The sequence below is a fragment of the Aquirufa salirivi genome (genome assembly GCF_045310485.1).
Taxonomy (GTDB): Bacteria; Bacteroidota; Bacteroidia; order Cytophagales; family Spirosomataceae; genus Aquirufa; species Aquirufa salirivi.
In genome coordinates, this window is the sequence record NZ_JBEWZH010000008.1 from 26,703 (window position 1) to 53,646 (window position 26,944).

The 26,944-nt window shown below is 36.8% G+C and carries 19 protein-coding genes and 1 tRNA gene; 14 read left to right on the forward strand and 6 right to left on the reverse strand.

All coding sequences use genetic code 11. The annotated features are described in order from the left end of the window. Positions 1-1,851 (forward strand): M61 family metallopeptidase, encoded by a 1,851-nt coding sequence (locus U0R11_RS11085; protein ID WP_406751749.1) that lies wholly within the window; start codon positions 1-3, stop codon positions 1,849-1,851. On the opposite strand, the gene U0R11_RS11090 is transcribed toward U0R11_RS11085, so the two are convergent. Beyond that, positions 1,841-4,117: an NADP-dependent malic enzyme gene (locus U0R11_RS11090; protein WP_406751750.1), complete on the reverse strand. Its 2,277-nt coding sequence runs from the start codon at positions 4,115-4,117 to the stop codon at positions 1,841-1,843. The two genes, U0R11_RS11085 and U0R11_RS11090, sit on opposite strands and share 11 nt — an antisense overlap. A gap of 21 nt (positions 4,118-4,138) precedes the next feature. Then, the gene (locus tag U0R11_RS11095; protein ID WP_406751751.1) at positions 4,139-5,398 is read right to left on the reverse strand and encodes a cation:dicarboxylate symporter family transporter; all 1,260 of its coding nucleotides are present in this window, start codon (positions 5,396-5,398) and stop codon (positions 4,139-4,141) included. 130 nt (positions 5,399-5,528) lie between these two features. Here U0R11_RS11095 and trxB point away from each other — a divergent pair, with 130 nt between their 5' ends. From trxB to bshB1, 3 genes are read left to right on the forward strand one after another with little or no spacing between them, the layout of a single operon-like run. Continuing rightward, positions 5,529-6,467, forward strand: coding sequence for a thioredoxin-disulfide reductase (gene trxB, locus U0R11_RS11100; protein ID WP_406751752.1), 939 nt, complete (start codon positions 5,529-5,531; stop codon positions 6,465-6,467). Positions 6,468-6,476: 9 nt separating this feature from the next. Beyond that, complete coding sequence (locus tag U0R11_RS11105) at positions 6,477-7,574, forward strand: peptidoglycan DD-metalloendopeptidase family protein (RefSeq protein ID WP_406751753.1); 1,098 nt, start codon at positions 6,477-6,479, stop codon at positions 7,572-7,574. Between the two features lie 2 nt (positions 7,575-7,576). Further along, complete coding sequence (bshB1, locus tag U0R11_RS11110; RefSeq protein ID WP_406751867.1) at positions 7,577-8,296, forward strand: bacillithiol biosynthesis deacetylase BshB1; 720 nt, start codon at positions 7,577-7,579, stop codon at positions 8,294-8,296. A gap of 288 nt (positions 8,297-8,584) precedes the next feature. Here the strand turns inward: bshB1 and pdxH are convergent, their stop codons facing one another. Continuing rightward, positions 8,585-9,217, reverse strand: coding sequence for a pyridoxamine 5'-phosphate oxidase (gene pdxH / locus U0R11_RS11115; protein WP_406751754.1), 633 nt, complete (start codon positions 9,215-9,217; stop codon positions 8,585-8,587). 64 nt (positions 9,218-9,281) lie between these two features. Here pdxH and polA point away from each other — a divergent pair, with 64 nt between their 5' ends. From polA to U0R11_RS11130, 3 genes are all read left to right on the forward strand, one after another. Beyond that, positions 9,282-12,131 carry a DNA polymerase I gene (gene polA / locus U0R11_RS11120; protein WP_406751755.1) on the forward strand — a complete coding sequence of 950 codons (2,850 nt, stop codon included), beginning with the start codon at positions 9,282-9,284 and terminating at the stop codon, positions 12,129-12,131. Positions 12,132-12,141: 10 nt separating this feature from the next. After that, a complete protein-coding gene (locus tag U0R11_RS11125; RefSeq protein WP_406751756.1) occupies positions 12,142-13,134 on the forward strand; it encodes a glycosyltransferase in 993 nt (330 codons plus the stop codon). Between the two features lie 354 nt (positions 13,135-13,488). Beyond that, a complete protein-coding gene (locus tag U0R11_RS11130; protein ID WP_406751757.1) occupies positions 13,489-13,719 on the forward strand; it encodes a hypothetical protein in 231 nt (76 codons plus the stop codon). A gap of 173 nt (positions 13,720-13,892) precedes the next feature. On the opposite strand, the gene U0R11_RS11135 is transcribed toward U0R11_RS11130, so the two are convergent. Both U0R11_RS11135 and U0R11_RS11140 read right to left on the reverse strand, forming a co-directional pair. Next, positions 13,893-14,762 carry a carbon-nitrogen hydrolase gene (locus tag U0R11_RS11135; protein ID WP_406751868.1) on the reverse strand — a complete coding sequence of 290 codons (870 nt, stop codon included), beginning with the start codon at positions 14,760-14,762 and terminating at the stop codon, positions 13,893-13,895. Continuing rightward, entirely contained in the window at positions 14,756-15,721 is a 966-nt protein-coding gene (locus U0R11_RS11140) for a glycosyltransferase family 9 protein (RefSeq protein ID WP_406751758.1), read from the reverse strand. The genes U0R11_RS11135 and U0R11_RS11140 overlap by 7 nt, the downstream gene beginning before the upstream one ends. A 96-nt stretch (positions 15,722-15,817) precedes the next feature. Here U0R11_RS11140 and U0R11_RS11145 point away from each other — a divergent pair, with 96 nt between their 5' ends. The 6 genes from U0R11_RS11145 (at position 15,818) to U0R11_RS11170 (ending at position 24,988) form a co-directional block, all read left to right on the forward strand. Then, complete coding sequence (locus U0R11_RS11145) at positions 15,818-17,299, forward strand: glycine--tRNA ligase (protein ID WP_406751759.1); 1,482 nt, start codon at positions 15,818-15,820, stop codon at positions 17,297-17,299. Positions 17,300-17,319: 20 nt separating this feature from the next. Beyond that, positions 17,320-19,236: a DUF349 domain-containing protein gene (locus tag U0R11_RS11150; protein ID WP_406751760.1), complete on the forward strand. Its 1,917-nt coding sequence runs from the start codon at positions 17,320-17,322 to the stop codon at positions 19,234-19,236. Between the two features lie 74 nt (positions 19,237-19,310). After that, positions 19,311-19,383, forward strand: a tRNA-Thr gene (locus U0R11_RS11155). A 992-nt stretch (positions 19,384-20,375) separates the two neighbouring features. Further along, positions 20,376-20,870, forward strand: a complete 495-nt coding sequence (locus U0R11_RS11160; RefSeq protein ID WP_406751761.1) for a helix-turn-helix transcriptional regulator — start codon at positions 20,376-20,378, stop codon at positions 20,868-20,870. 186 nt (positions 20,871-21,056) lie between these two features. Further along, positions 21,057-24,008 carry an SIR2 family protein gene (locus U0R11_RS11165; RefSeq protein ID WP_406751762.1) on the forward strand — a complete coding sequence of 984 codons (2,952 nt, stop codon included), beginning with the start codon at positions 21,057-21,059 and terminating at the stop codon, positions 24,006-24,008. A 386-nt stretch (positions 24,009-24,394) separates the two neighbouring features. Next, on the forward strand, positions 24,395-24,988 hold the full coding sequence (locus U0R11_RS11170) for a c-type cytochrome (protein ID WP_406751763.1): 594 nt from the start codon (positions 24,395-24,397) through the stop codon (positions 24,986-24,988). A gap of 40 nt (positions 24,989-25,028) precedes the next feature. Here U0R11_RS11170 and U0R11_RS11175 read toward each other — a convergent pair whose 3' ends face one another. Then, entirely contained in the window at positions 25,029-26,114 is a 1,086-nt protein-coding gene (locus U0R11_RS11175; protein WP_406751764.1) for a helix-turn-helix transcriptional regulator, read from the reverse strand. Positions 26,115-26,517: 403 nt separating this feature from the next. Here U0R11_RS11175 and U0R11_RS11180 point away from each other — a divergent pair, with 403 nt between their 5' ends. Then, complete coding sequence (locus tag U0R11_RS11180) at positions 26,518-26,832, forward strand: hypothetical protein (protein WP_406751765.1); 315 nt, start codon at positions 26,518-26,520, stop codon at positions 26,830-26,832. The last annotated feature ends 112 nt before the right edge of the window (positions 26,833-26,944 follow it).

Sequence of the window (26,944 nt, forward strand, 5' to 3'; positions counted from 1 at the left end):
ATGAAAAGAATACCTATTTACTTTCTGCTTTTCATATCGACTTTTGCCTTTGGGCAAGATAAGATACAGTATAAACTTGACTTGAATAAACTGAACAACGACCGCTTGGAGGTCATTGTTAAAACACCCAAATTCAAACAAAAGGAAGTAATTTATGCACTTCCCAAAATAGTACCAGGAACCTATGCTAATTATGATTTCGGCCGATTTGTTCAGGATTTTAGAGCACTAGACGCACAGGGAAAAAATTTACGCATCAAGAAAACAAGTCCCAATACCTACCAAATATCCAATGCTGCTCAATTATCTGAGATTCGCTATTTCGTGGATGATACCTGGGATAGTCCAGAAATAGCGGGTGATTATGTTTTTGAGCCGGCAGGTACCTCCTTCCAAAAAGATAGTTTATTTGCCTTGAATACACATGCGATGTTAGGTTATTTTATTGGACATGAAAAAGCACAAGTCCAATTATCCATTGCTAAGCCTACCCATATTTATGGTGCTAGTTCTCTTCAAAATAGAAGCAAATCAAAAGTTGATCTTTTTGAAGCTGCTCACTATCAAGAATTGATAGATGCCCCGCTGATGTACGCTTCACCCGATACCATTAGCTTCCCCTTGGCCAATGCCCATATTTTAATTTCAGTCTATTCTCCCAATAAAATGTGTACAGCAGCCCAAGTGGCTGAACAAATAAAGCCACTTTTAGAGGCTCAAAAAAAATATTTAGGTGGTCAATTACCTGTATCCAATTATGCCTTCATCATTGTCTTATCGGACAATATCAAAAACGGGAGTTACGGTGCCTTAGAACATGCCCAGTCTTCTTTTTATTATTTGCCAGAAGGAAATATCCAGACTTTAGCCGAGACCATCCGTGAGGTCTGCGCCCATGAATTTTTTCATATTGTAACTCCATTAAACATACATTCAGAAGAAATCGGAAACTTTAATTTCTTACAACCCAAAATGTCCAAACACCTTTGGTTGTATGAGGGATTAACCGAATATGCAGCACATCATGTTCAGTTAAAATACCAAATTACTGACTTGAAAAAATTCATGTCCACCTTCGAAAACAAGTGGGAAGTGATGAATGTGCAATTCGACAGAAAATTACCATTTACGGTGATGAGTGAAAAAGTATTGGATAAGTATAAAGATGAATATGGAAATGTCTACCAAAAGGGTGCTTGGTTAGGTTTTGGATTAGATTTAACCCTGAGAAAGCTCAGCCAAGGAAAATACGGCACACAGGAAATGATGCGTGATTTGGCCAAATTTTATGGTCCAAATCAGTCGTTTAACGATGATGAATTATTTGACCAATTAGTACAAATCACTCAAAAGCCAGAATTAAAAAGCTTCTTTGAGAAATATGTAGCAGGAAAAGAAGAAATTCCTGTGGCCGATTGGCTTCATCGTATTGGTTATGAAATACAAGAATATAGCGCCAGTCCAATCAAGACCTTGGGCTTTGATTTTCAGTCATTAAATGTCAATTCAGAGACACATAGAGCCGTGATTAATTCAGATGATGGAATCAATGAATTTGGACGCATACTTGGCCTACAAGCCAAAGATGAACTAGTCTATTTCAATCAACTATCATTTAGCTTAGAAAACTTTAGCATGAACGCTGCTAAAGTCCTGAAAGATATACAATTAGGTGATATTTTAGAAGTTGAAGTCGCCAGACCTAAAGGCAATGGAATCTATGAAACTGTTCGTATGAAAGCCCCATTTCAAACCACCATGGGCAGCTCTCCTACTTCCTTTGTTCCTCAAAAAAATCCGAGCGATGCCCAATTGGATTTACGCCAACAATGGATGAATTCTATTCCGTAGTTTGTGCTTCAACTACGGCTATAGCGACCATATTGACTATTTCACGTACACTTGCGCCCAATTGTAATACGTGAACAGGTTTTCTTAATCCTAGAAGAATCGGTCCAATGTATTCAATTTCAGCCGCTTCCTTTAAAAGGTTGTAGGCAATATTGGCCGCCGACAAATTAGGAAAAATGAGCGTGTTCGCTGTTTCATTTCCTAAAGAAGCAAATGGATAATTTTGTTGACGTAGCTCCTTATCAAAAGCCAAGTGAGCTTGCATTTCACCTTCAATCAACCATTGAGGATATTTTTCCTGCAAAATATGCGTTGCCTCACGCATTTTGATGGCATCATCTCCATCGGCTGAACCAAAATTTGAATAACTCAATAAGGCAATTCTTGGCTGTAAATTAAATCGCTCAACAGCCTCTCCCGTCAAACGGGTGATTTCCACAATATCTTCCACATTGGGTTGAAAATTAATGGTTGTATCAGAGAAAAACAATGGCCCCTTCTTACTCAATAGTAAATACATACCCGCCACTTTCTTTACCCCTGGTTTTTTACCAATAATCTGCAAAGCAGGACGAATGGCTTCTGGATAATTCTTCGTCAAACCAGAAATAACACCATCTGCACGTTTCGTTTCCAACATCATGGCAGCAAAATAATTACTCTTTCTAACCTGTTTTTCTGCCTCCCAACGCGTATAACCTCTCCTTTTACGCTTTTCGTAAAACAAATCGGCAAACTCTTTTAACAAAGGCTCACTATCTGGATGTTTAAAATCCAGAATTTCAGTGCCTTGTAAATCGATGTGGTGCTCTTCGCAAATAGCCTGAATCGTGGCTTGATTACCTAATAAAATGGGCTTGGCTATTCCTTCATCCAATACCTCCCTAACGGCTTTTAACACTTTTAGATTTTGTGCATCAGCAAATACAATGCGCTTAGGGTTACTTTTTGCACGCTTCAAAATGAATTTCATCACTTGATTATCTAAACCTAAGCGTTTAGCTAATTGATTTTCGTATTCATCCCAATTTTTAATATGAACAGTCGCCACTCCTGAATCCATGGCGGCCTTGGCCACAGCCATCGAAACCGTTGTAATCAATCGAGGGTCTACAGGTTTAGGAATGATATAATCTGGACCAAAATTGATGCTCTTTTCGTTATAGGCTAAATTTACAATATCTGGTACTGGTTTTTTGGCTAAACAAGCCAAGGCCTTTGCCGCAGCTAGTTTCATTTCATCGTTGATCTCAGAAGCTCTTACATCCAAGGCTCCTCGAAAAATAAAAGGAAATCCCAGCACATTATTGACTTGATTTGGATAATCGGAACGACCTGTGGCCATGATTAAATCCTCTCGAACAGCCTTAGCTTCTAAATAACCAATTTCTGGAGTTGGATTGGCCATAGCAAAGACAATGGGGTCTTTAGCCATGGTGGCAATCATATCAGGACTAAGAATATTCCCAACGGATAATCCCAAGAATACATCGGCTCCTATCATAGCTTCTGCTAATGTCCTTTTTTCATCAGCATCACAAGCTAAAGGACTTAAGTATGGATTCAAATCCGTTCTGGCTTTTGAAACCAAACCATCTTTATCAAAAATCAAAAAGTTTTCAATCTTAGCACCTAATTGCAAGTATAATTTAATGCAAGAAATAGCTGCAGCACCAGCTCCAGATACCACAAATCGAGCTTTATCTATTTTTTTACCAACAATTTCTAAGGCATTAATTAAAGCTGCAGAAGAAATAATCGCAGTTCCATGCTGGTCATCGTGCATGATTGGAATCTTCAAGCGCTTTTTTAGTTTCTCCTCAATTTCAAAACATTCGGGCGACTTGATATCTTCCAAATTGATACCACCAAAAGTAGGTTCTAAGCGTACGACAGTTTCTACGAAATCGTTAGGCTCCATGCAGTTCAACTCGAGGTCAAATACATCGATATCAGCAAAAATCTTAAATAATACCCCTTTCCCTTCCATCACAGGCTTACTGGCTTCAGGACCAATGTTTCCTAATCCTAAAACAGCTGTACCATTCGAAATCACACCCACTAAGTTGCCCTTGGCAGTATATTGGTACACTTTTTCGGGAAAGGCTGCAATCTCTAAACATGGCTCAGCCACACCAGGGGAATAGGCCAGCGATAAATCCCGTTGCGTGGCGGTTGATTTGGTAGGTTTTACTTCAATTTTCCCCGGTTTACCTTCTGAATGGTAAGCTAAGGCATCTTGTTTTAAAATAGATGAAATGGACATAATTTGATATGTTGATGAATATTATTCGGGTTCTGGAGCGTGAAATTCACCTTCATGCTTGGCCAACCATATGGTGGCAACCCCATTACCAATGAAATTTGTGATAGCTCTGGCTTCTGACATGAAACGATCAACTCCTAAAAGCAGGGCTAATCCCTCTAGTGGAATCACTTGTAAAGCAGTTAATGTAGATGCTAATACCACAAATCCACTTCCTGTTACACCTGCAGCACCTTTAGAGGTCACCATCAAAACGCCAATGATAGTCAGTAATTGTTCCCAATTTAGTTGAATACCATACACTTGAGCCAGAAACAAAGTAGCCATGGATAGGTAAATACTAGTACCATCTAAGTTAAAGGAATATCCTGCAGGAACCACTAAGCCTACGACAGACTTAGAACATCCCATTTTTTCTAATTTTTGCATCAAAGATGGTAAGGCCGCCTCGGAGGAAGAAGTACCTAAAACAATCAATAGCTCGGCTTTGATATAACTCAAAAAAGAGGTGATTCTTTCCCCACAAGAACGCATCACTAGAGCTAAAATAATAAATATAAAAAGCCCCATAGTAATGTACACGGAGGCCATTAATTTAGCTAAAGGAAGCAAAGAGTGAATACCAAATTTTCCAATGGTATAAGCCATACCACCCATAGCGCCTAAAGGTGCCAAATACATCACCCAATGCAAGGCTTTAAATACCCAATGGGAAGCTTGTTCCATTCCAGAAATCATACGTGCTTTTCCACGCACCGAATTTAAAAACACCCCAAAAAAGATGGAGAAAAACAATACTTGAACAGTAAAGTTCTCTTTCAAAAACAATAACCAAGAGAATGAGGCCGCTTTGGAAGTATATTTACTAATATCTCCTCCGGCCACATCAGAGCGAATAACGCCTTCACCAGGTACTAAAATAGTGGATACTAAAAGTCCTATGACCAATGCCACCGTAGTAATGACCTCAAAATATAACAAGGCTTTTCCTCCTACTCGACCTACCTTCTTCAAATTACCCATATTGACGATTCCTAAACTGATGGTTAAGAAAATAATGGGGTGAATAAATAATTTCACTAAACTGATAAAAAAGCCACTCAGCAATTCACTGACACTGGGCCCCATGCTGATATCTGCCCCTAAAAATGAATAAGTAAATTTCTTTTCCATCAGGGAATACAAAGCCCATTCTGGAGCAAAATGTCCAACTAAAACACCCAGAAAAATGGAGATTAATACCCAAAAAGTAAGGTTCTGTGTAATTTTCTTTTTACTCATTCGTTTGATAGCAGAAGATAAACAAATGTAAGGATTAATAGTAAAATATCCTCGTTTGGGATTCTGCGCTTATTTACCGAATTTTGCACCTTCATGAACCTTTTGAGGTCTTCAAGGTGTTATCAACTTTATGGCAGAAAAAATAAAATGTTTGATTATCGGCTCAGGGCCGGCAGGTTATACCGCAGCTATTTACGCATCAAGAGCAGGTTTACAACCGATCATGTACCAAGGTGGACAACCAGGTGGTCAATTAACAACGACCACTGAGGTTGACAATTTTCCTGGCTACCCAAAAGGTGTAGATGGGCCGACCATGATGCAGGATTTAGAAAATCAAGCAAAACGATTTGGTACCGATGTGCGCTTTGGATTAGCCACGAAAGTGGACTTTAGCAGTCAACCGAAAAAAGTCTGGATCGATGATCAAATTGAATTAGAGGCTGATGCCGTTATTATAGCTACTGGAGCTTCGGCTAAATGGTTAGGATTAGAAGGAGAAACAACTTTCAATGGTTTAGGTGTTTCAGCCTGTGCGGTTTGTGATGGATTCTTTTATCGAAATCAAGTAGTGGCCGTAGTAGGTGCTGGTGATACCGCTGCTGAAGAAGCAAGTTACTTAGCCAATTTATGTACAGAAGTACACTTGATTGTTCGTAGAAATGAAATGCGCGCTTCATTAATTATGCAAGAGCGTGTTAAAAACAATCCTAAAATACATATTCATTGGAACTCAGAAACAGAAGAAATTCTGGGAGATGCCAACGGAGTTACAGGTATTCGCATCAAAAATCGAGAAAATGGAGCCATGGAAGAAATTGCCTTAACTGGCTTTTTCGTAGCTATCGGTCACCAACCAAATACATCCATTTTCAAAGATCAATTGGATATGGATGCTCAAGAATATTTGATCACAGAAAAAGGAAGTTCTAGAACCAATATCCCAGGTGTATTTGCTTGTGGAGATGTACAAGATTCCATTTATCGTCAAGCAGTAACAGCAGCAGGTAGCGGCTGCATGGCTGCATTAGACGCAGAAAGATGGTTGGCTGCCAATCATTTACATTAACAATCATTTATGTCAGTAAAAAACCTGATTTTCTTCCTCTCAATCACTTTTTTTGCCTTTACTGCAAAGGCACAAGAACGTAATTTGTTCAAAAAGAGCACGAAGATAGAGACCAAATCAAGCCCCAATACTAAAGAAAAGAAAGAGGAAATCGATGATCTCCCGCCTTTACAATTTAGAAACGAAACAGAAACATCGGGAATGGTGGCAGGTTCTGAGATGCAGGAACGTAAATACGAACCCATCAAAATCTTAAACCCAACCATCAGTAATTTCGATACCACCTCCATCGATGAAGGCGAAGCATTGGTAGTAGAAATTGAAGAAGAAAATGCGCCTGTAGGAAGTGAAGATTTTGTTACGGTTGCCTCTTATTTTGCCATTTGGGATACCAAAAGTATTGACCCTTATGACATTGACATCAAAGACTTTGATGAACCTGTTGACATTGAACTATACAATGTTGGCAGTGGCAGAAATTGGTCGCCGCCTCTCAATGTAGTCAAGCAAACTAGTCCATTTGGACCACGTTGGGGACGCTTACATGCTGGAGTTGACTTAGATTTAGAAACAGGCTACCCAGTCATGTCTGCCTTTGATGGTATTGTTCGAATATCGGGATTTGATTATTCTGGTTATGGTAACTATGTGGTAGTCAGACATTATAATGGCCTAGAAACACTTTATGGACACCTTTCCAAACGAAATTTGGAACCTGGAACTTTTGTTAAAGCGGGAGATGAAATTGGCTTAGGAGGAAATACTGGAAGAAGTACGGGCTCTCACCTGCATTTTGAAACGAGGTATGAAGGAAATCCTTTCAATCCGAACAATGTATACAATTTAAGTACTGGTGAGCCGCTTTCTGATCACTTACTAATTACGGCTAGAACTTTTGACAGACGTTCACTATCCTTACGCAACGAATACGGAAGTGCAGGTGAAAAGATTCGGTCTAGACGTACAGCTTGGACTAGAGTTCGTTCTGGTGATTCCCTGTATTCCATTGCTCAAAGAGCGGGATTATCGGTGACTAAATTGGCTAGATTAAATGGATTAAAACTTAGCTCAACCATTCGAGCAGGTAGACGTTTACGTATTCACTAATGATGAAACTTGATATTTTAGTCATGGCCGCGCATCCAGATGATGCCGAGCTAGCTTGTTCGGGTACTATAGTATCTCAAATTCAACAAGGAAAAAAAGTTGGGATTGTTGATTTCACACGAGGTGAATTAGGTACACGAGGTACGCCAGAAATTAGAATCGCAGAATCTGCCGCTTCTACTGCCATTTTAGGAATCCATGCCCGTGAAAACCTAGGGATTAGAGATGGGTTTTTCCGAAATGACGAAGAAAGCCAATTGAAATTGATACAAGTCATTCGTAAATACCAGCCCGACATCGTATTGGCAAACGCTTTGGAGGACCGACATCCTGACCATGGTAAAGGTGCTCAATTGGCCATTGATGCTTGTTTTTTATCAGGATTACGAAAAATAGAAACACAAGACGAGCAAGGAAATTCTCAAGCTGCTTGGAGACCTAAGCATGTATTTCATTACATTCAAGACCGATATATAAACCCAGATTTCGTGATTGACATTAGTGCTCATTGGGATATCAAAGAACAATCCATCCGTGCGTTTAAAAGCCAATTCTTTGATCCGAACTCAACTGAACCAGATTCCTACATTTCCTCACCTGACTTCTTAGAATTCATTCGTGCTCGTTCTATGGAAATGGGCCATAAAATCGGCGTTAAATATGGAGAAGGATATCAGAGCCAGAGAACGATGGGCTTAGATGGATTTGAGGCAATTTTGTAAATTATAAATGATGAATTATAATTTATAAATGTCTTGTCTGAAAATATGAATGCCGGAATGACGTTGACCGTTTTATCGATTTTGGGATTCCACATTTTTCATTCTACATTGTACATTTTAACAGTAGTCCGCGGAGTGAACATCGGTTCCGTATAGCAGAATTCGTCTTAGGATTACCTTCTTTCTTCTTTTATGTCGTTCAGCCAATGTTGAAAAGGAATTTTAAAATATGAATTTTATTTGAATTAAAACTCATTTATAAATTATAATTCATCATTTATAATTTATTTAAGGTGCAATTCGATACCTCTCCCATTTTCCCTGGACCAATTCATACACCACGCGGTCGTGAAGTCTTGAAGGTCTACCTTGCCAATATTCGATATAATCAGGAATTAATTCATATCCACCCCAATGTGCTGGCTTAGGAATTTCTTGTCCTTCGTATTGTTTTTCTAATTCATTAAAACGATCTTCTAAAAATTCACGATGAGGTATTTTGGCACTTTGTTCAGAAACCCAAGCACCAATTTGAGATGCTCTAGGACGAGATTGAAAATACTCCATCGATAATTTCTCATCTACTTTCTCCACATGTCCTTCAATGCGGACTTGTCGCTCCAATTCCCCCCAAAAAAAAGTAATTGATGCATGATCATGGTGCTCTAGATCATGACCTTTTCTTGAAAAATAATTGGTAAAAAAAGAAAATCCACGATCCACATATTTCAACAAAACAATTCGACCTGAAGGACGCATATCTTTCCCCACAGTACTTAAAAACATGGCATTAGGCTCTGGTAATTCCGCATTTTGTGCTTCTTTAAACCAAATTTTAAATTGCTCTAATGGATCAGGATGTACCTTACTTTCCAATAATTCACCTTTTTGATAATTTTCTCTTAGGGCCGCTAAATTCATAATTCGAGTATTTATTTCTTATCTTTGTTTAGGCTCCAAAAGCCCGTAAATAAAGATTAAATATATGAAAAAATTATTCCTTTTTGATGCAATGGCCTTGATTTATCGTGCCCATTTTGCATTTGCTAAAACACCCAGAATCTCATCAAAAGGAATAAATACCAGCGCCGTCTTCGGTTTTACGAATACCATTTTAGAAGTTATTCAAAAGGAAAAACCTGACTATTTGGGTGTAGCCTTTGACACCTCGGCTCCTACTTTTCGACACATCGAATACACGCCTTACAAGGCACAGCGACAAGTCCAGCCAGAAGACATCACCATTGCCATTCCCTATGTAAAACGTTTGGTGGAGGCCATGGATATTCCCTTACTTATCTTGGATGGATATGAAGCCGATGATATCATTGGAACCATTGCCAAAAAAGCCGTAAAAGCCAATCCGGATATTGTAGTTTACATGATGACCCCTGATAAAGATTATGGGCAATTAGTAGAGGAAAGAATTAAAATGTATAAGCCTGCCTTCATGGGTAAAGGCGTAGAAATATTAGGACCAGAAGAAGTTTGTGCACGATGGAATATCCAACATGTGGATCAAGTGGTTGATATGCTAGGATTAATGGGGGATGCGGTCGACAATATTCCTGGTATACCAGGAGTAGGAGAAAAGACTGCTCAAAAACTGATTGAGCAATATGGTTCCTTAGAAAATCTACTTGAGAATACCGATCAACTCAAAGGAAAACTTCAAGAAAACCTGGTCAATTTTAAAGAACAAGGCATATTATCCAAACATTTGGCTAGAATACTTTGTGAAGTTCCCTTAGAATACGAAGAAGAAAGACTGCTTTATACCCCACCTAATAAAGCTTTATTAGAGCCATTATTAGATGAGTTGGAATTTCGAACATTGCGAAAAAGAATTTTAGGTGAAGATGCCCCAGCAGAAACTGTTGCACCTAAAGCCAAGGCTAGTCCTAAAGTAGCCGCCAATCAAATGGACATGTTTGGTAGCCCAGCCCCAGCTGTAGCCATTACCTCTGTTTCTACAGAAGAAAACGCTGAAGAGGAAGATGCATCTACGTATCAATCTTTCAATACGCTAGAAAATACGCCTCACCAATACCATTTAGTCCAAGGTGAAGGTGCTATTAAAGGGTTAATTACCTATTTAGCTCGACAATCCTCTTTTTGTTTTGATACCGAAACTACGAACATCAATGCCATTGATGCAGAATTAGTAGGAATGTCATTTGCTTATAGAAAAGGGGAAGCTTTTTATATTCCTTTTCCTGAAGATCCAGCGGCATGTCAACAGCAATTAGCATGGTTCAGAGAATTATTTGCTAATGAGCAGATTCAGAAAATTGCTCAAAATATCAAATATGATATGAGCGTATTAGCCAACTATGGCATTGAAATCAAAGGAGAAACCTACGATACCATGTTGGCCCATTATTTGATCGAGCCAGAAAAGCGACATAATATGGATGCGATGTCCATGAGCTACCTGCATTATGAACCCATGTCGATCGAAAAATTAATTGGCAAAAAAGGGGCCAAACAAGGTAATATGCGTGATGTAGATTTGGATTTGGTCAAAGAATATGCTGCCGAAGATGCCGACATTACCTGGCAAATAAAACCATATTTAGACCAGTTAATGGCTACCAATGATAAAACGGTTCAACTGTTCAAAGAGGTTGAAATGCCTTTGGCCAGAGTTTTATCCACCGTAGAAAGAGAGGGTGTTTTATTGGATATTCCTTTCTTAAAAGACATGTCTAATACCCTTGAAAAGGATTCGATTGAAGTTCAAAAGCAAATATTTGAATTAGCAGGCGAGTCATTCAATATCGCTTCTCCCAAACAATTAGGTGAAGTATTGTTTGAAAAACTACGCTTAGATCCTAAAGCTAAAAAGACTAAGACAGGTCAATATATGACGGGGGAAGAAATCCTTTCCAAATTAGAAGGGGAACACAAAATCGCCTCCTTGATCTTGGACTTCAGGGAATTACAAAAATTGAAATCCACCTATGTGGATGCCCTTCCTCAATTGATCTCACCGAAAACAGGTCGAATTCATACTTCTTTCATGCAAGCGGTTACGGCTACTGGAAGATTGTCTTCTAAAGATCCTAATTTACAAAATATCCCTATCCGAACGGTTCGAGGTCGAGAAATCAGAAAAGCCTTCATACCTAGAAATGAAGAATACCAAATTCTTTCAGCGGATTATTCTCAAATAGAATTGCGTATCATGGCGGCTTTTTCACAAGATGATTCCATGTGTGAAGCCTTTAACAAAGGATTGGATGTTCATAAAGCCACCGCTGCCAAAGTTTTTCAAGTTCCTTTGGAAGAGGTAAGCTCCGATATGAGAAGAAAAGCCAAAACGGTCAACTTCGGAATTATTTATGGTGTATCTGCCTTTGGTTTAGCAGCTCAAATTGGAATTTCCAGAACTGAAGCCAAAGAAATCATTGACCAGTACTTCCTTGAATTCCCCAAGGTTAAGTCCTACATGGATCAAAGTATAGCCAAAGCAAGAGATTTTGGCTATGTTGAAACGGTTTTAGGAAGAAGAAGGTATTTGAAAGACATCTTATCTCCTAACATGAATGAAAGGGGTTTTGCGGAACGAAATGCCATCAATGCTCCCATTCAGGGATCAGCTGCCGATATGATCAAAGTGGCCATGATTCAGATTCAAGATTTCTTATGGAAAGAAAATTTGAAATCGAAAATGATCCTAACGGTACATGACGAACTTGTATTTGATGCTCATGTGGATGAAATTGGCTACCTTCGTGAAAGGATAAATGAAATCATGTGTTCTGCCCTTGATTTGGGTGTAGTCATTGAAACGGGTATTGGTGTTGGTGCAAATTGGTTGGAGGCCCATTAAAGATTAAATTGTGAATATTTCCATCGCATTATGTACCCGTAACGGGGAAAAATTTTTAAGAACACAACTAAGCAGCTTTGTTGATCAAACCTTGCAAGCCGATGAAATCATTGTTTGCGACGAAGGTTCTACAGATCAAACATTAGCTATACTTGAGCAATTTTCCGACAGATTACCCCTTAAAATTTATAAAAACCCAGAACGCCTAGGCACTTATCGAAATTTCGAAAAAGCCTTATCGCTTTGTCAGGGTGATATTATTTTTCCAGCAGACCAAGATGATTTTTGGGTTCCGCAAAAATTAGAGCGCGTTTTTACTTATTTTAATTTACATCCAGAAATTGATGCCACTTTTACGGATGCACTGTTAGTGGATGAATTTGGACAAACTTCAGGCAAACAACTTTGGCAATCTTTCCGCTTTAGACAAAAACAGCAGCAGGAATGGAAAAATGGTAAATCCTTAGAAATATTGTTGGACGGAAATCGGATAACAGGTTGTACCATGGGAATTAGAAAATCTTATTTTGAACGTGTCAGTCCCTTTCCAAGTTCACTTCCCTCCTCTTTCTTGCATGATGCTTGGTTAGGTATCATGGCAGCTGCTGAAAATAAAATTGACTTTATTCCTGCCACCTATGTACACTACCGTTTGCACTCAGAGCAACAAGTGGGTGTGAAAGGAAGTGAAGGAAAACCACCCACCATGGTAGACCGTATGAGTCGCCCTCATGCCGAAAAAGTAGCGCCATATCTGAAAAATTGGTCATTTCTTTGTCAAGTTCGAGAAGCCATGTTGGCAAGTAACCCAACACTCTCATTGGAAGCTCTTGATACCAAAATTGAGTATTTAGAAAGACGGGGTCATCTTCCTGAAACTCGCTGGAGACGCCTAAAACCGACTCTTCACAACCTCCTAGGTGGTCATTACCATCGCTTCAAAGACATGGATTCTGAAGCCCTAGCGCCGTACTTGATGTTTTTGGGGGATCTTTTGGAATGAGGAATGTAGAATTTTTGATGTCTTGTCCTGAAATAGGTTGACTTTGAGCTTATTAAAAACTCATTTTAACTATTTAACAACTGCACTAAAACCTAATGGTATTTCTTTTTTTTGATAAAAAAAGAAACAAAAAAAACAGAAGAAATACGGTTAATCCTAAGACGAATTCCGCTACACGGAACCGATGTTCACTCCGCATACGGCTTTAATCTTTGACTCTAGCGCACATGGCCTATGCGCCGGGTCAAATATCCGCCTACCGCTTCGCTCATGCTACGTTCCCATCTTTCGTTGGGATTAACCTCACCAGTTGTCTTTATTAGAGTTTAGTTTCAGAATGAAATTTGTGATTTTTTGATTGAAAATACCGTCGGTCAGCACGAGCGAAAGATGATGAACGCAGCGGTAGACGAGGTTTTGACCTTAGCAAAGGCGATGCGTGTCGGCGTCAAAAATATAGGCGATAGCGCAGTGAATCACGGTTTCGCGAAGCGAAATTCGCCTTTGATGACCGACAAGAAAAGAAGTTTTTTTGTTTCTTTTTTTTCCAAAAAAAGAAATACTGTAAAACTGGATATTAAGTGATGTTATTTAAAGGCAAATTCAATTTACAATAATCACACCAATTACCATTGCCTTTAATTTTTATAAAATGAAAGACTTTGGAGGGGTGGGAAATTGCTAAATTTTTATTTACAATGAATTATTAATGAACCCAAAGTCAACCTATTTCAGGAAAAGACACTAATCCCTAATAACTAATCCACAAACCGCTTTACCACATTCCCATAAGAATCAATCCTTCTGTCGCGGAAGAAAGGCCAGGTTTTACGGTAGTATTCACTTGACTCAACATCCACTGATAAAACGGCTATTTCTTCTTGATCATGAGGGGCCTGGTACATGACACGTCCAAATGCATTGGACACAAAACTCCCCCCCCAAAATTGCTGGCCATTTTCAATGCCAACTCTATTGACCGAAACCACAGGAATACCATTCGCTATGGCATGACTCCGTTGAATCGTTTGCCAAGCTTGATATTGCTCCCGATTGATATCTCCATTTTTCTCTTCCAAATCCCAACCTATGGCCGTTGGATACACCAAAACCTCTGCTCCTTTCAAGGCCGTCAGACGTGCTGCTTCCGGATACCATTGATCCCAACAAATTAATATGCCAATTTTGGCAAATTTGGTTTGATAAACTTGATAGCCTAAATCTCCCGGTGTGAAATAATACTTTTCATAATAGCCTGGATCATCTGGAATATGCATTTTTCGATATTTGCCTAGATATGATCCATCCGCATCAATCACCGCGGTAGTATTATGGTATAATCCTGCAGCTCTTTTCTCAAAGAGAGAAGCAACAATGACCACGTTCAATTCTTTGGCCAATTCTCCTAGCTCATCGGTACTTGGCCCAGGAATTGCCTCTGCCAATTCAAAAAAACGAGGATTTTCTTCATAGCAGAAATAAATAGACTTGAATAATTCCTGTAGACAGATTACCTGAGCACCCTTAGCAGCTGCATCTCGGATGGATTGAATAGTCTTAGTCCAGTTTTCTGTCAGATTTTCTGAAACTGACAATTGAATCAAGGCAAAGGATACATTTTTCATAATGTTTGAGAAGCGCTAATAATGGGATCTAAAGAAACCTTGTTTAAACAATCAAAATGACCAAGAGGACAAAAATTACCTCCTTGGGTTGAGCATGGCCGACAAGTAATTTCTTTATTTTCAATGGAAGTAAACTCAGTTTGATATGGAAAGAAGCCAAAATCGGAATGCGTAGCACCCCATAAGACAAATAATTTCTTTTTTAAAGCTGCAGCAATATGCATCATACTGGAATCATGTGCAATGACAAACTCGGCTTGCTGCATCAAGGATGCCGATGCCGCCACAGAAGTACGGTTGCATAAATTGATGACCTTTTCGGGAAATAAGGTCTGTAAACGATAGCCATAATGCTCATCCCAATTATCTCCGATCAATACCAATTGTCCATCAATTCGCTCACACAATTCAATCATTTTAGGGTATGAAAGCACCTTGGTAATGTACTGAGCTCCAATCGCATAAACGATGTATTTTCCTTGAATTCCAACATCTTTTGGATTTATGGCTTGACCAGCGGGTATGAAATAATCCAACCCTTTTCCATCCGAATGAATATCCAATTTTTGTAAGGAATCAAAATATCGATCCACCAAATGCTTTTTAGGCAATAAGTTAATTTTCTTTTTTACCAAGAGATTGCGTTCCTTAGTGAACTTATCAATCTGGTAAGGAATTTTACCTAATAATAAACATAACAAATGCGAACGTACATTTTTGTGCAAGTCGATCACCGCATCAAAACCCTCCTTTCTAAGCTCTGAGGCTAGATTCAAAAGGCTTCCTTGGTAAGCATGTACTCGGTGAACATAAGGATTTCCTTCCCATAAATTAGCGTATTGTTGCTTGGTAGCAATATGTATTTCAGCCTCAGGGTATCGACTTTTCAGTGCCCGAATGATGGGTGTTGTCAAGATAATATCCCCTAATGAGGAAAAACGAATGCAGAGAATTTTGTTCATTGTACGCAAATAGCGCCGTAAAATTAAGAAAATTCAATAGCCAAGCCTCATACTTTCATTCTTTTCGGTAAATTGCGCTCTAATTTGATTGCTTTAATGGAAAATAAAAAACAAGACACCGCCTCAGCTTTAAAAGACATTATTTCACATGCTAAAGAATACGGCTTCGTATTTCCTTCCTCTGAAATTTATGATGGTTTGCAAGCTGTATACGATTACGGCCAAAATGGTGTTGAACTAAAGAATAATTTAAAAATGGTTTGGTGGAAAGCCATGACCATGTTAAACGATAATGTGGTGGGAATAGATGCTTCTATTTTCATGCATCCCCTCACTTGGAAAGCTTCTGGTCACATAGATTCATTCAATGACCCGATGATTGATAATAAAGACTCCAAGAAGCGTTATCGGGCAGATACTTTATTAGAAGACCGTGCCGCTCAATATGAAGCAGACGGACAAGCTGATGTAGGCAAAGCCTTGTTGCAAAAGATGGCCAAGACCTTGGATGCAGGGGATTTGGAGGCTGTTCGACAAATCATTATTGATGAAAATATCACATGTCCTGTTTCTAATACAGCCAATTGGACAGAAGTTCGCCAGTTTAATTTGATGTTTTCAACCCAAGTGGGAGCTGTATCGGAAGATGCCAGCTTGATATACTTACGTCCTGAAACAGCTCAAGGAATCTTTGTTAATTTCTTGAACGTACAAAAAACAGGCCGAATGAAAGTGCCATTTGGTATCGCTCAAATAGGAAAAGCATTTCGTAACGAGATTGTAGCTCGAAATTTTATTTTTCGTATGCGTGAATTTGAACAAATGGAAATGCAATTCTTTGTTCGTCCTGGTACCGAAATGGAATGGTATGCTGCTTGGAAAGAGGTTCGTATGAAATTCCACCAGGCCATTGGTTTGCCCGCTTCCAAGTTGAAATTCCATGATCATGAAAAGTTGGCACATTATGCCAATGCTGCCGTGGATATTGAATATGAATTCCCGTTTGGATTCAAAGAAATGGAAGGTATTCACTCCAGAACTGATTTTGATCTAAAAGCGCATCAAGATTTATCCAGGAAAAAACAACAATATTTTGATCCTGAAATCAATGAAAACTACATTCCTTACGTCATTGAAACCTCCGTTGGAGCAGATCGATTGTTCTTGGCTATCTTATGTAATGCCTATAAAGAAGAAATAGTTGGTGAAGGAGACCAACAAAAACAAAGAATTTACCTTAATTTACATCCTGCAATAGCCCCCATCAAAGTGGCGGTATTGCCATTAGTGAAAAAAGATGGTCTCGCTGAAAAAGCTCAGGAAATCAACCGTTCACTGAAATTTGCCTTTAATACTACCTACGATGAGGGTGGCGCAATTGGAAAGCGTTATACTCGTCAGGATTTAATAGGAACCCCTTATTGTGTGGTGATTGATTATCAAACGATGGAAGACGATACGGTAACCGTACGTGATCGTAACACAATGAGTCAGGAGCGCATTTCTATAGCTGACCTAAAAGAAAAATTAGGTTATGCTGTATCGATGGAGCGTATTTTTGAAAAATTACTTGTTTAAACACGCAAACAACGATGAGTATGATGACCGAAGAGACCCCAAAAGCTGAAGCTATTTCTGTAGAAGCAATCCCTCCTACACCTGTTTCTCCTGTGGAAGAAACAGAAAAAGTGATAGAAAGCAGTGCAGAGATTGAATTAAGTAGTCCAGTTGAAGCCATGTTAAGTACGGATGACAAAACCTTGGAATATCCACTTTTGGAGGACGGACATTCAAAAGAGCATTTACATCGCTTTTTTGGGAAACTAAAAGATTTGGTACAGCTTCATGCAGGTCCTGCGGTTTATAAAAAAGTAGATGAATTAATTAAAGAAGCCAAGGAATCTTGGGATCACATCAAACAAGCAGAGCGACAAGCTGCATTGGATAGTTTCAAAGCTGCTAATGAAGGATCCGAAGAAGGCTTTACTTATAAAGGAGATAGTTTGGCTCAAGAGATAGATTCAGCTATTCATACTATTAAAAAGACCAAACAAGACTTTTTCCAACAATTAGAAAAAGTTCGGGAGAAAGCTTTGGAGGGTAAAACACGTTTGATCAATGAATTACGCACCTTAGTTGATGCGGATGATAATTCTGATCCAGCACATGTCAATGCCAGTTTTAAGGCATTCAAAAAAATCCAAGACGAATGGAAGACTTTAGGTTCGGTTCAAGGACCTATGAATCAAACGCTATGGCAGAGTTATCATGCTTTAGTGGATCGTTTTTATAGTAACCGTAGTATCTTCTTTGAATTGCTGGAACTAGACCGCAAAAAGAATTTACAAGCAAAAGAAACCATTGCGGTGAAGTTAGAAAGTCTAGCCGAACTGGTGAAACAAAATGCTCCTTTGCAAAAATTAATGAAGGATGCAGAAGAATTGTTTGAAGAATACAAGCATATTGGACCTGCACATCGTGATGAGAATGAAGCATTGTGGCAACGAGTTAAAAAATCATTGGATGTTTTATTTGAACAAAAAAGACAAGTCAATGAAACTCAAAAAGCTGTTTATGAAGAAAATTTAAAGATTAAAAAAGAATTAGCCGATTTAATGCACCACCATGCCACCTTCCAGTCGGGCAGTATTGCTGAATGGAATCAGGCCTCCAAGGCTGTATTAGCCTTACAAGAGCAATGGGGTAAGTTGAAAGGTGGTTTGCCTAGAGAAGGAGGCAAAGAAGTGAGTCATCAGTTCTGGTCCGACTTGAAATTATTCTTCAAGCATAAAAGTGAGTTTTTTGCCAAAATAGATGCGGAAAGAAAAGCCAATTTAGCGGCTAAACTTTTGTTGATTGAACAAGTGGAAGGAATCGTTGCGGTAGGAACAGAAACGCAAGAAATCACTCAACAAGTGATTGAATTACAGAAGAAGTGGAAAGAAATAGGCCATGTACCTGAAAAACAAAAGGATCAGGTCTATGCCAAATTTAAAGCCGCCTGTGATGCTTATTTCAATTTAAAACGCAGTAAAGGTAAAGGAGCACAGGATGAGGAATTTGATGCGAATTTACTGGCAAAACAAGCCCTCTTATCTGATTTAGAAGCGACTTTGAAGGATCCAAGCTTATTAGCTAATTTAAAAGCGAAGAAAGAAGCTTGGGATGCCATTGGTTTTGTTCCGCGCAAAAATGTCAAAGAGATTCAGGAGAAATTTCGCAATACATGGAATGCGGTCATTGATTTGGCTAGAACTCAACCGAAGGAGCAATTAGCGGCTTGGGGATTTGAGTTAAAATCATTGCCTGCGGAGACAGGTGGAGGATCTGAGGAGCGTCGAGTACACTCGGGCGACAACCGTAAGAAGATCCAAGCGCTGGAAAATGATATAGCCGTGTTAACCAATAACTTAGAGTTTTTTGCCAAATCGAAAGGTGCGGATAAATTACGTGCTGAGGTAGAAAAGAAGATTGAGCAGGCACAAAAGGAATTGGAAAAACTGAAAAAAGATTAAAAAATAATACGTTTTTTTTGGGGCAACACTTGTCAATTTAAGCCTAGATGCTTACTTTTGCATACCCAATTCAAGCCTCCTTAGCTCAGCTGGTAGAGCAACTGACTTGTAATCAGTAGGTCATTGGTTCGATCCCGATAGGAGGCTCTTAAAAGCTCAACAGAAATGTTGGGCTTTTTTGTTGTAATCGTAGGTCATTGGAATTGCATTCCGCGACTGGGCGTCCCCGTACCCGATAGGAGGCTCTTAAAAGCTCAACAGAAATGTTGGGCTTTTTTATTGTAATTCGTAGGTCATTGAAATTGCATTCCGCGTCGTCCCGATAAGAGGCTCTTGAAAGCTCAACAGACATGTTGGGCTTTTTTGTTGTAATTCGTAGGTCATTGGAATTGCATTCCGCGTCGTCCCTATAGGAGGCTCTTAAAAGCTCAACAGAAATGTTGGGCTTTTTTATTGTAATTCGTAGGTCATTGAAATTGCATTCCGCGACTAGGCGTCCCCGTACCCGATAGGAGGCTCTTGAAAGCTCAACAGACATGTGGGGCTTTTTTGTTGTAATTCGTAGGTCATTGGAATTGCATTCCGCGTCGTCCCTATAGGAGGCTCTTAAAAGCTCAACAGAAATGTTGGGCTTTTTTATTGTAATTCGTAGGTCATTGGAATTGCATTCCGCGACTAGGCGTCCCCGACTGGGCGTCCCCGACTGGGCGTCCCCGACTGGGCGTCCCCGTTAATCCCAACGAAAGATTTGAACGAAGCGGTAGGCGGAGCTTTGACAATGCGCAGAGGCGATGTGCGTCAGCGTCAAAGAAAATAGCCGAGAGCGAAGTGAAAATCGGTCCGCTTGCGGATTCGTCTTGGATTAACGAGCAGTAAGGCGTTTTTTTGTTTCTTTTTTTTAAAAAAAAGAAATACCATGGAAAATGAATTAGCCTATTAATAGCCTTCTAATAAGAGAATAAAGATTACACTTATACAAGACCATATTCCAATGCCTATGTATCTCAAATTTTCTCACAAATTTGAGGATTAATTGAATCCATTATTCTGCATTTTTCCCTAAAAGAGCATCTTGAAAATCATTCCATGTTGTCGTAAGTATACCACAAAATGTAAACAAATTTGTTTACATTTACTTTATGAACACTTACATTGAAAAATTTAAAGGTATCCATCCCGGAATTATTTTGGAGCGGGAATTAAAAAAAAGAGCCCTATTGCAGCGCCCTTTCGCCCTTTCCATTGGTGAACATCCGCAAACACTCAATGCCATTACTAAAGGCAAAAGAAATTTAAATACCGGCATTGCTTTAAAAATTGAATCAAAACTAGGATTAGAAGAAGGCACGTTAGCTCTACTACAAACTTATTATGATATCCAGGAAGAGAAGAAAAAGCTAAAGCAAAACACTCCTAATCTATCTATTCTCCGCAAATCATTATTTTGGGATACCGATATCAATCAAATAGATTGGAAGAAACAATACAAAGCTATTATTCAACGCATCTTTGAAAGAGGAAATGAGCATGAAATCAATGAAATAAAACATTTTTACGGCACAGCTATCATCAATGAAGCGATGAATGATAATTATATAGATGCTAATGCTTCCAATTTAAACTTGAATCAATGATCATTCTTTGATAGGCACAAAGAAACTTTAAAAATTAATTTGATTTGAAAGAGAACATAAACATACGTTTTGAAAATTTATACAAAGCAAATCTTTTAAAAATTCAAGTTTGTCAAATACATTTAATAAGTAATCAGCTTTAAAACAACTAATCTTCATATTAGAAAATTTTCTTTATCAATACCTATGAACCAAGAATTTAAAGCAGACATAAAAAGAATTCTAGAAGCTAGTGAAAATGATCAACTTGTGATCTTTATTGGAGCTGGAGTATCAATTAATTCTGGAATTCCTAGCTGGAAGGATTTAATTGCAAAATTAGTAAATGAATTACCAGAAAGCATTAAGAATTCAGGAGAAGACTTTCTGAAAATTGCTCAATTATACAAAAATCATAGAGGACAAAAAGAATATTTAGATAAAATCAGACTTGAATTAAAAAATGGTAAAGCAACATTCAATCCAATCCATGAAGTTATTTTTAAGTTAAAACCAGCTCATATTGTTACGACAAATTATGATGATTTATTAGAACAAGCAATTTTATTTAAAAATCTTCAATATTATGTCATTAACAAAGATAATGATCTACCTTTTGCATCATATAATAAGCACTTAATTAAAATGCATGGTGATTTAAATATTGGTAACATTGTTCTAACGGAAGATGATTATTTAAATTATAGTATAAATTTTCCACTCATTGAATCATATGTAAAATCATTATTTGCTTCCAAGCTTATACTTTTTATAGGATTTTCATTTAATGATTATAATCTTAAGATCATTACAAATAGTGTAAAAAATTTACTCAAAGATGATTTCCAATTAACTTATCTATTGAATACGGGAAAAACAGATTTCATATCAAAAGACTATTATAAAAAAAGAGGTGTAAAAATAATTGATTACCCTGACATAATAGAAAATGAAATTTATTCTAATTCAGTAAGCAATAAATTGGATATAAGTAAGCTGAATGAAAATGATGGTAAAAAATTATATACATTAATAAATTATATTTCAGAATTTAATTTTTCAAAAAATGATTATGAAGAAAATTCAATTATAGATTATTTATACGATTTAATACAAAACAATTTTAATGAATTAAGAGTAATTGGGGGGGTAGAAATTTCAAAATTAAAACCATTCAAAATTGAACTAAATCAGCCCTTTTTTAATTTTTCTTTAAAATTTAAACCTCAGAAAAAAATTTCGACTTTACGAAATGAATTATCAAAAAGCATAATTGCTAAAAGAATTTTCTTAAAAAATTATTCAAAAAAATATAGAGCTATTATAAAATTCGCAAAACTAAATGGCATATTAGAAATTAACCATAAAGATGAAGCAATAAATAAATCGATAAAATTATCAAATTGGGAGAAAGATAATAAAACATATGGATTAGACTTATATTATAATTTAAATTTTAAGGACTTATTAATCTATATCGAAAATTTAAGATCAATTACAAAAGATAAAGTAACAGTCGATGATTTAGAATTACCATTCTTACTTTATAAAACTGGAAATTATTTTGAAGCTCATAATAAATTTAGAGAATTAGCCCAAAAGTATTGGAAAGGAGGGCAATATATACATTATTTTATTTGCCAAAATAATATTAAAAACATTTCAAATCTACTGATAAACGAAACTTTCTATTCAAATAAAGATATCAATATTGCTAAAGAAATTTTAAATGAAAGCAATAATATAGACCTTGATGATATTTTATATCGAATCAAAAAGAATCAAAAAAATGTGTACACTATTATTGAAGAAATATACAATAATAGTTTTGTGATAGGTATTATTAATTCAATTGATGAATTGACTAACAACATTAATAAATCTTATCAAATTGCAATAAATGATGGCTTTTCTTTAGACTCGAATGTAGAGAATTTATTAGACAAAACTTTTAATCTGTGGAACTTTACAAACAATAATTATATAGCATCTGAACATTTCAAAGAACATATTTTAATATACAAAAAAGCTTTTGAAGGATTTATTATTAGTAATAATATTCCTGAAAATAATTCTGACTTTTGGTCTAACACTTCTAAATTAAATCACCTTCTTCCCTTTCATATTTTAATAATATTATTTGATGTAAAGGTAGATTTCCTAATAAACCTATTTAGTGAAAAAGATATTAAAAAATTAAATTTAGAGGAAAAAGGTTTGAAATATCTACATTCCATGGCATTCAATTCGATAGAATCTTTGGAATTACCAATTTCAGAAAATAAAATTTTGAACCTTAAAATATATGGAGTTGTTGAAAATTTATTAGTTATACTTTCAAAAATTGACTCAGATTGCGAATTCAATAATCATTTAATTGAAAAAATCATTGATGAAAAGCATATTAATTTGCACTTATTAGAGAAGGCATTAGTTTACTTTACGAGTCGCAAAATAAAAAATATTGACATCAAAAATCAACAAAACCTAATTAAAGAATGTATTTTAAGAAGCACTGGTAATCGATTACCAACCAAACTTATTCATCTATTAATCAAGAATAATGAAAGTAGCGTCTTACAATTTTTATTAGAAAATGAGGATATATTAAACAAATTATCAGCCAAAGAATTCTTTTTAAAGGATGATAATTTTTATCTGCAATGTTTATTATTCAATAATATTTCAAAATCTAATCAAAACATATTTGAAGAGAGAATTAGAGAGGAATTAAATGAAAATTTTAATTTGGAAAAATTCAGATTTATACATGGGTTTAAATTACCATTCACCAATTTATATAAGAAGCTATTCATAGATAAAATGAAGGAATACTTTAATTCAAGCTCAAAAAGTTCAAAAGAATATTTTAATATAAAATGCTTCAGTACAATAATAGTTGAAGACAATTTATTGAATGATGAACCGATTAAACAATTAATTGAACATAATTCATTTTTAAATTTCTTAATTCATACTGATGAATTTATTGAAGAACAAGAAATTAATTTAGATTGGTTACATTATTTAGAAGAGAGTCAATTCGATAAAATAGCGTCTAACAAAAAAATATTGGCACAAATACAAGAAGAATTAAAGATATACCCTCAAAATAAGTGGCTATTAAATATATACTTTAAATATTTTAGTAAACCATAAAATCGTATCTGAAATTTTACCCAATATTAATACTACAAAAAGGATATTTAAAGGCTCAAAGCCCCACCTAGAAACTTGTATAAATAGAAAATAGTGTTGGTTTCCGCCTTCACTTTTTTAATTTTTATATACTTACAAAAATGGTGTAATTCCAAGAAATCATATCTAATCTAACTAACATGCCAGAATGACACTAGAACAATACCTCTGAATCATTCTTCCCAATTTATTTTCCGCCATTAATCCGCCCCTTCTTCCTTTGACAGAATTGGAAATTGTGATTTTCTAAAATTCCGATTAACATTGCACAGTAATCAGCTGATCTTCCTTGAATCAAAAATTTAGAAAAACTGAAATTTTTCTGTTCCAAAATCAACCTAAAAACCATGAATCACTCAAAAATAAGCGTTTGGGCTATGCTAGGGTTCGGCTTAGCATTCACACTTTCCTCCTGCAACTCCCAAGAAAACAAAACCGAAATACCCGCTGTGTCGGTTAATTCCGAAAAAGAAATCATCCAACGCGGTGAATACTTAGTTACTACCATGGGCTGCAACGACTGCCATTCACCCAAAAAGATGGGCCCCAAAGGGCCTGAAATCATTCCGGAATTATTGCTTTCTGGCTATCCTTCTGATAGACCCATCGTTAAATTTGATAGTCCACTCATCAAACAAGGTTTTGCCCAACTTTACCCGGATTTAACCGCAGCGGCTGGTCCTTGGGGAGTATCCTTTGCGGCCAACTTGACTCCGGATGAAACCGGAATTGGTAACTGGACAGAAGATCAATTTAAAATGGCACTCACCAAAGGAAAATACAAAGGTCTTGAACATGAACGTATGCTATTACCTCCTATGCCTTGGTTCAATTTCGTAAACTTAAAAGACGAAGATGCCCACGCCATGTTTCAGTACTTAAAGAGCTTGAAACCTGTAAAAAACACGGTTCCTATGCCTATTACACCTGATAAAATGTAAGACAAATCCCTAGCATGTTTATCCCAAGTATGCTAGGGTTTTATTGGTATTGAGATAGTGCCATTTCCAGTTTATCCTTTATTCGATTCCTCAGAAAATCAGGGGCGATCACCTCTAAATCTTGTGCATACCTCATTAAAAAACTCTCTAATTCCACATTAATCTCGATGTACCAAGTAAAAATTGTCTTATTGGAATTATCCCTTACATCAATCTGCTGGGATGGATGTAAGGGATATTTTGTCAAATATTCCAACAACCAATTATCGGCATTCAAGCAAACGCTAACTTTTTCTGCCTTAATTTCTGGATTAGTCAGATTATTTCGAAGTATCCCCAACATATTTTTAAAATAATCTGGAGGATAAAAATCAGGCGCAAAACGGACTTGAAATTTCGAATTTACCGCCTGTAGATTTCCCATTCGATCCAAGGCAAACAAGCGAAGTGAATTGATGTCCGTTTTTACCAATCGTTCATGTTCATTCACTTCTTGAATGAGCACAAACCAACCTGTATACCAGCCATTATTGTACTCCTTAATCATTAGAGGTATACCCAGGTAGGTTTTATGACGAGCTGATTTGGATAAGCTTTGATATGAAAAAACTAAACAATTTTTCGCTGCAATTGCTTCTAAGATAGGTTTAATATGATCTGAACCTGCTCTTTCTCCATCCTTAATCAATTGAATACTTGGCCAAGCATGGATTTCATGGTAATTCGACAAATTATTTTCTAAAATAATGGCCCTCAACTTATTGACAATTCCCTTCCCTACTCCATCCGTAAATAAATGCTGATTTAAATCAATCATAGAAGCAATCTGATTCAATTCCTTTTCGGAAAAACTGGGAAAAGCAGAAATGTCTTGTCGAACGTAGTAAAAACTTAAACTTGACCTTGAAAACCGAATCAATTCCCCCTGCTCGTCTTCTAAACTAGGATATCGTTCTTTTAATAATTCCTTTAAGGTATTGATATCCCGACTAAAACTACGCTCAGAATAACTGAGAATATCAAATTGCTCAGATAAATATTGCTCTACCCTGCGATAATTCACTTGAAAAGTCTTCCTTAAAAATAAATTGTTGATTTCCCTGAGTCGGTCTTGGGGGTTTAGCATAGTCATTGTAGAATGAAGAATGTAGAATCCCAAAATTGATAAAATGATTAACGTCATTCAAACATTTATAATTCATCATTTACAATTTCCTTTCCGCCTACCGCTTCGCTCAAGCTGCGTTCCAATCTTTCGTTGGGATTAAGCTTTTAAATAGGGATTCATTTTTAGTTATTAGAATGTAGATTTTAGATAAAAAATACCGTCCAGTCAGCACAACCGAAAGGTGATAAACGAAGCGAAAAAAGGAGTTATTAGGGATTAGAAGGAATTTAGCATGTAAAATGAAGCTTGTAGCATTGATTACACGACAAGCTAACAAATTGTTTGATAATCGCCAAGTTTTGGCGAATTACTATTCGAAATTTGGGTATCAAAAAGCAAAAAGGAATAAATTTTAGATACCATGAATAACAAACTAGTAAAAATTTTGATGTTGAGTTTGGTCCTATTTTGGATCATGTTATATGCCACGGAAGGAATAGCCAAGGCTATTTGGCAACCTGAACAATACAAAAAATACCGCATGTGGATCTTTGCTATGGTATGCGTAAATCTATTGATTTCAGCTTATCTCATAGTGGCGCCTTATCAATTATTTGGTCAAACTACCAGCGATGGATATTATACATTATTGGTGACTGCTCACCTTAGCTATGGGGTTGTTGGCTGTGGTTTACATTTTTTCTCGCAATTGATTTCGCAAAAAATCACGGTATAACAACATCCCTATTCCACATCAATTCTGTAGAATTTAACTCGATAAAATAAAAGCTAATTACACGTAAAATATAGAAATTATATAGCCTTTAGAACTTAGATTTTCATTAAAA

Excerpts from the sequence above, each read along its gene's own strand:
- U0R11_RS11085 (WP_406751749.1), top strand. The coding sequence starts at position 1 with ATGAAAAGAATACCTATTTACTTTCTGCTTTTCATATCGACTTTTGCC.
- U0R11_RS11090 (WP_406751750.1), bottom strand. The coding sequence starts at position 4,117 with ATGTCCATTTCATCTATTTTAAAACAAGATGCCTTAGCTTACCATTCA.
- U0R11_RS11095 (WP_406751751.1), bottom strand. The coding sequence starts at position 5,398 with ATGAGTAAAAAGAAAATTACACAGAACCTTACTTTTTGGGTATTAATC.
- trxB (WP_406751752.1), top strand. The coding sequence starts at position 5,529 with ATGGCAGAAAAAATAAAATGTTTGATTATCGGCTCAGGGCCGGCAGGT.
- U0R11_RS11105 (WP_406751753.1), top strand. The coding sequence starts at position 6,477 with ATGTCAGTAAAAAACCTGATTTTCTTCCTCTCAATCACTTTTTTTGCC.
- bshB1 (WP_406751867.1), top strand. The coding sequence starts at position 7,577 with ATGAAACTTGATATTTTAGTCATGGCCGCGCATCCAGATGATGCCGAG.
- pdxH (WP_406751754.1), bottom strand. The coding sequence starts at position 9,217 with ATGAATTTAGCGGCCCTAAGAGAAAATTATCAAAAAGGTGAATTATTG.
- polA (WP_406751755.1), top strand. The coding sequence starts at position 9,282 with ATGAAAAAATTATTCCTTTTTGATGCAATGGCCTTGATTTATCGTGCC.
- U0R11_RS11140 (WP_406751758.1), bottom strand. The coding sequence starts at position 15,721 with ATGAACAAAATTCTCTGCATTCGTTTTTCCTCATTAGGGGATATTATC.
- U0R11_RS11145 (WP_406751759.1), top strand. The coding sequence starts at position 15,818 with ATGGAAAATAAAAAACAAGACACCGCCTCAGCTTTAAAAGACATTATT.
- U0R11_RS11150 (WP_406751760.1), top strand. The coding sequence starts at position 17,320 with ATGATGACCGAAGAGACCCCAAAAGCTGAAGCTATTTCTGTAGAAGCA.
- U0R11_RS11160 (WP_406751761.1), top strand. The coding sequence starts at position 20,376 with ATGAACACTTACATTGAAAAATTTAAAGGTATCCATCCCGGAATTATT.
- U0R11_RS11165 (WP_406751762.1), top strand. The coding sequence starts at position 21,057 with ATGAACCAAGAATTTAAAGCAGACATAAAAAGAATTCTAGAAGCTAGT.
- U0R11_RS11170 (WP_406751763.1), top strand. The coding sequence starts at position 24,395 with ATGAATCACTCAAAAATAAGCGTTTGGGCTATGCTAGGGTTCGGCTTA.
- U0R11_RS11175 (WP_406751764.1), bottom strand. The coding sequence starts at position 26,114 with ATGCTAAACCCCCAAGACCGACTCAGGGAAATCAACAATTTATTTTTA.
- U0R11_RS11180 (WP_406751765.1), top strand. The coding sequence starts at position 26,518 with ATGAATAACAAACTAGTAAAAATTTTGATGTTGAGTTTGGTCCTATTT.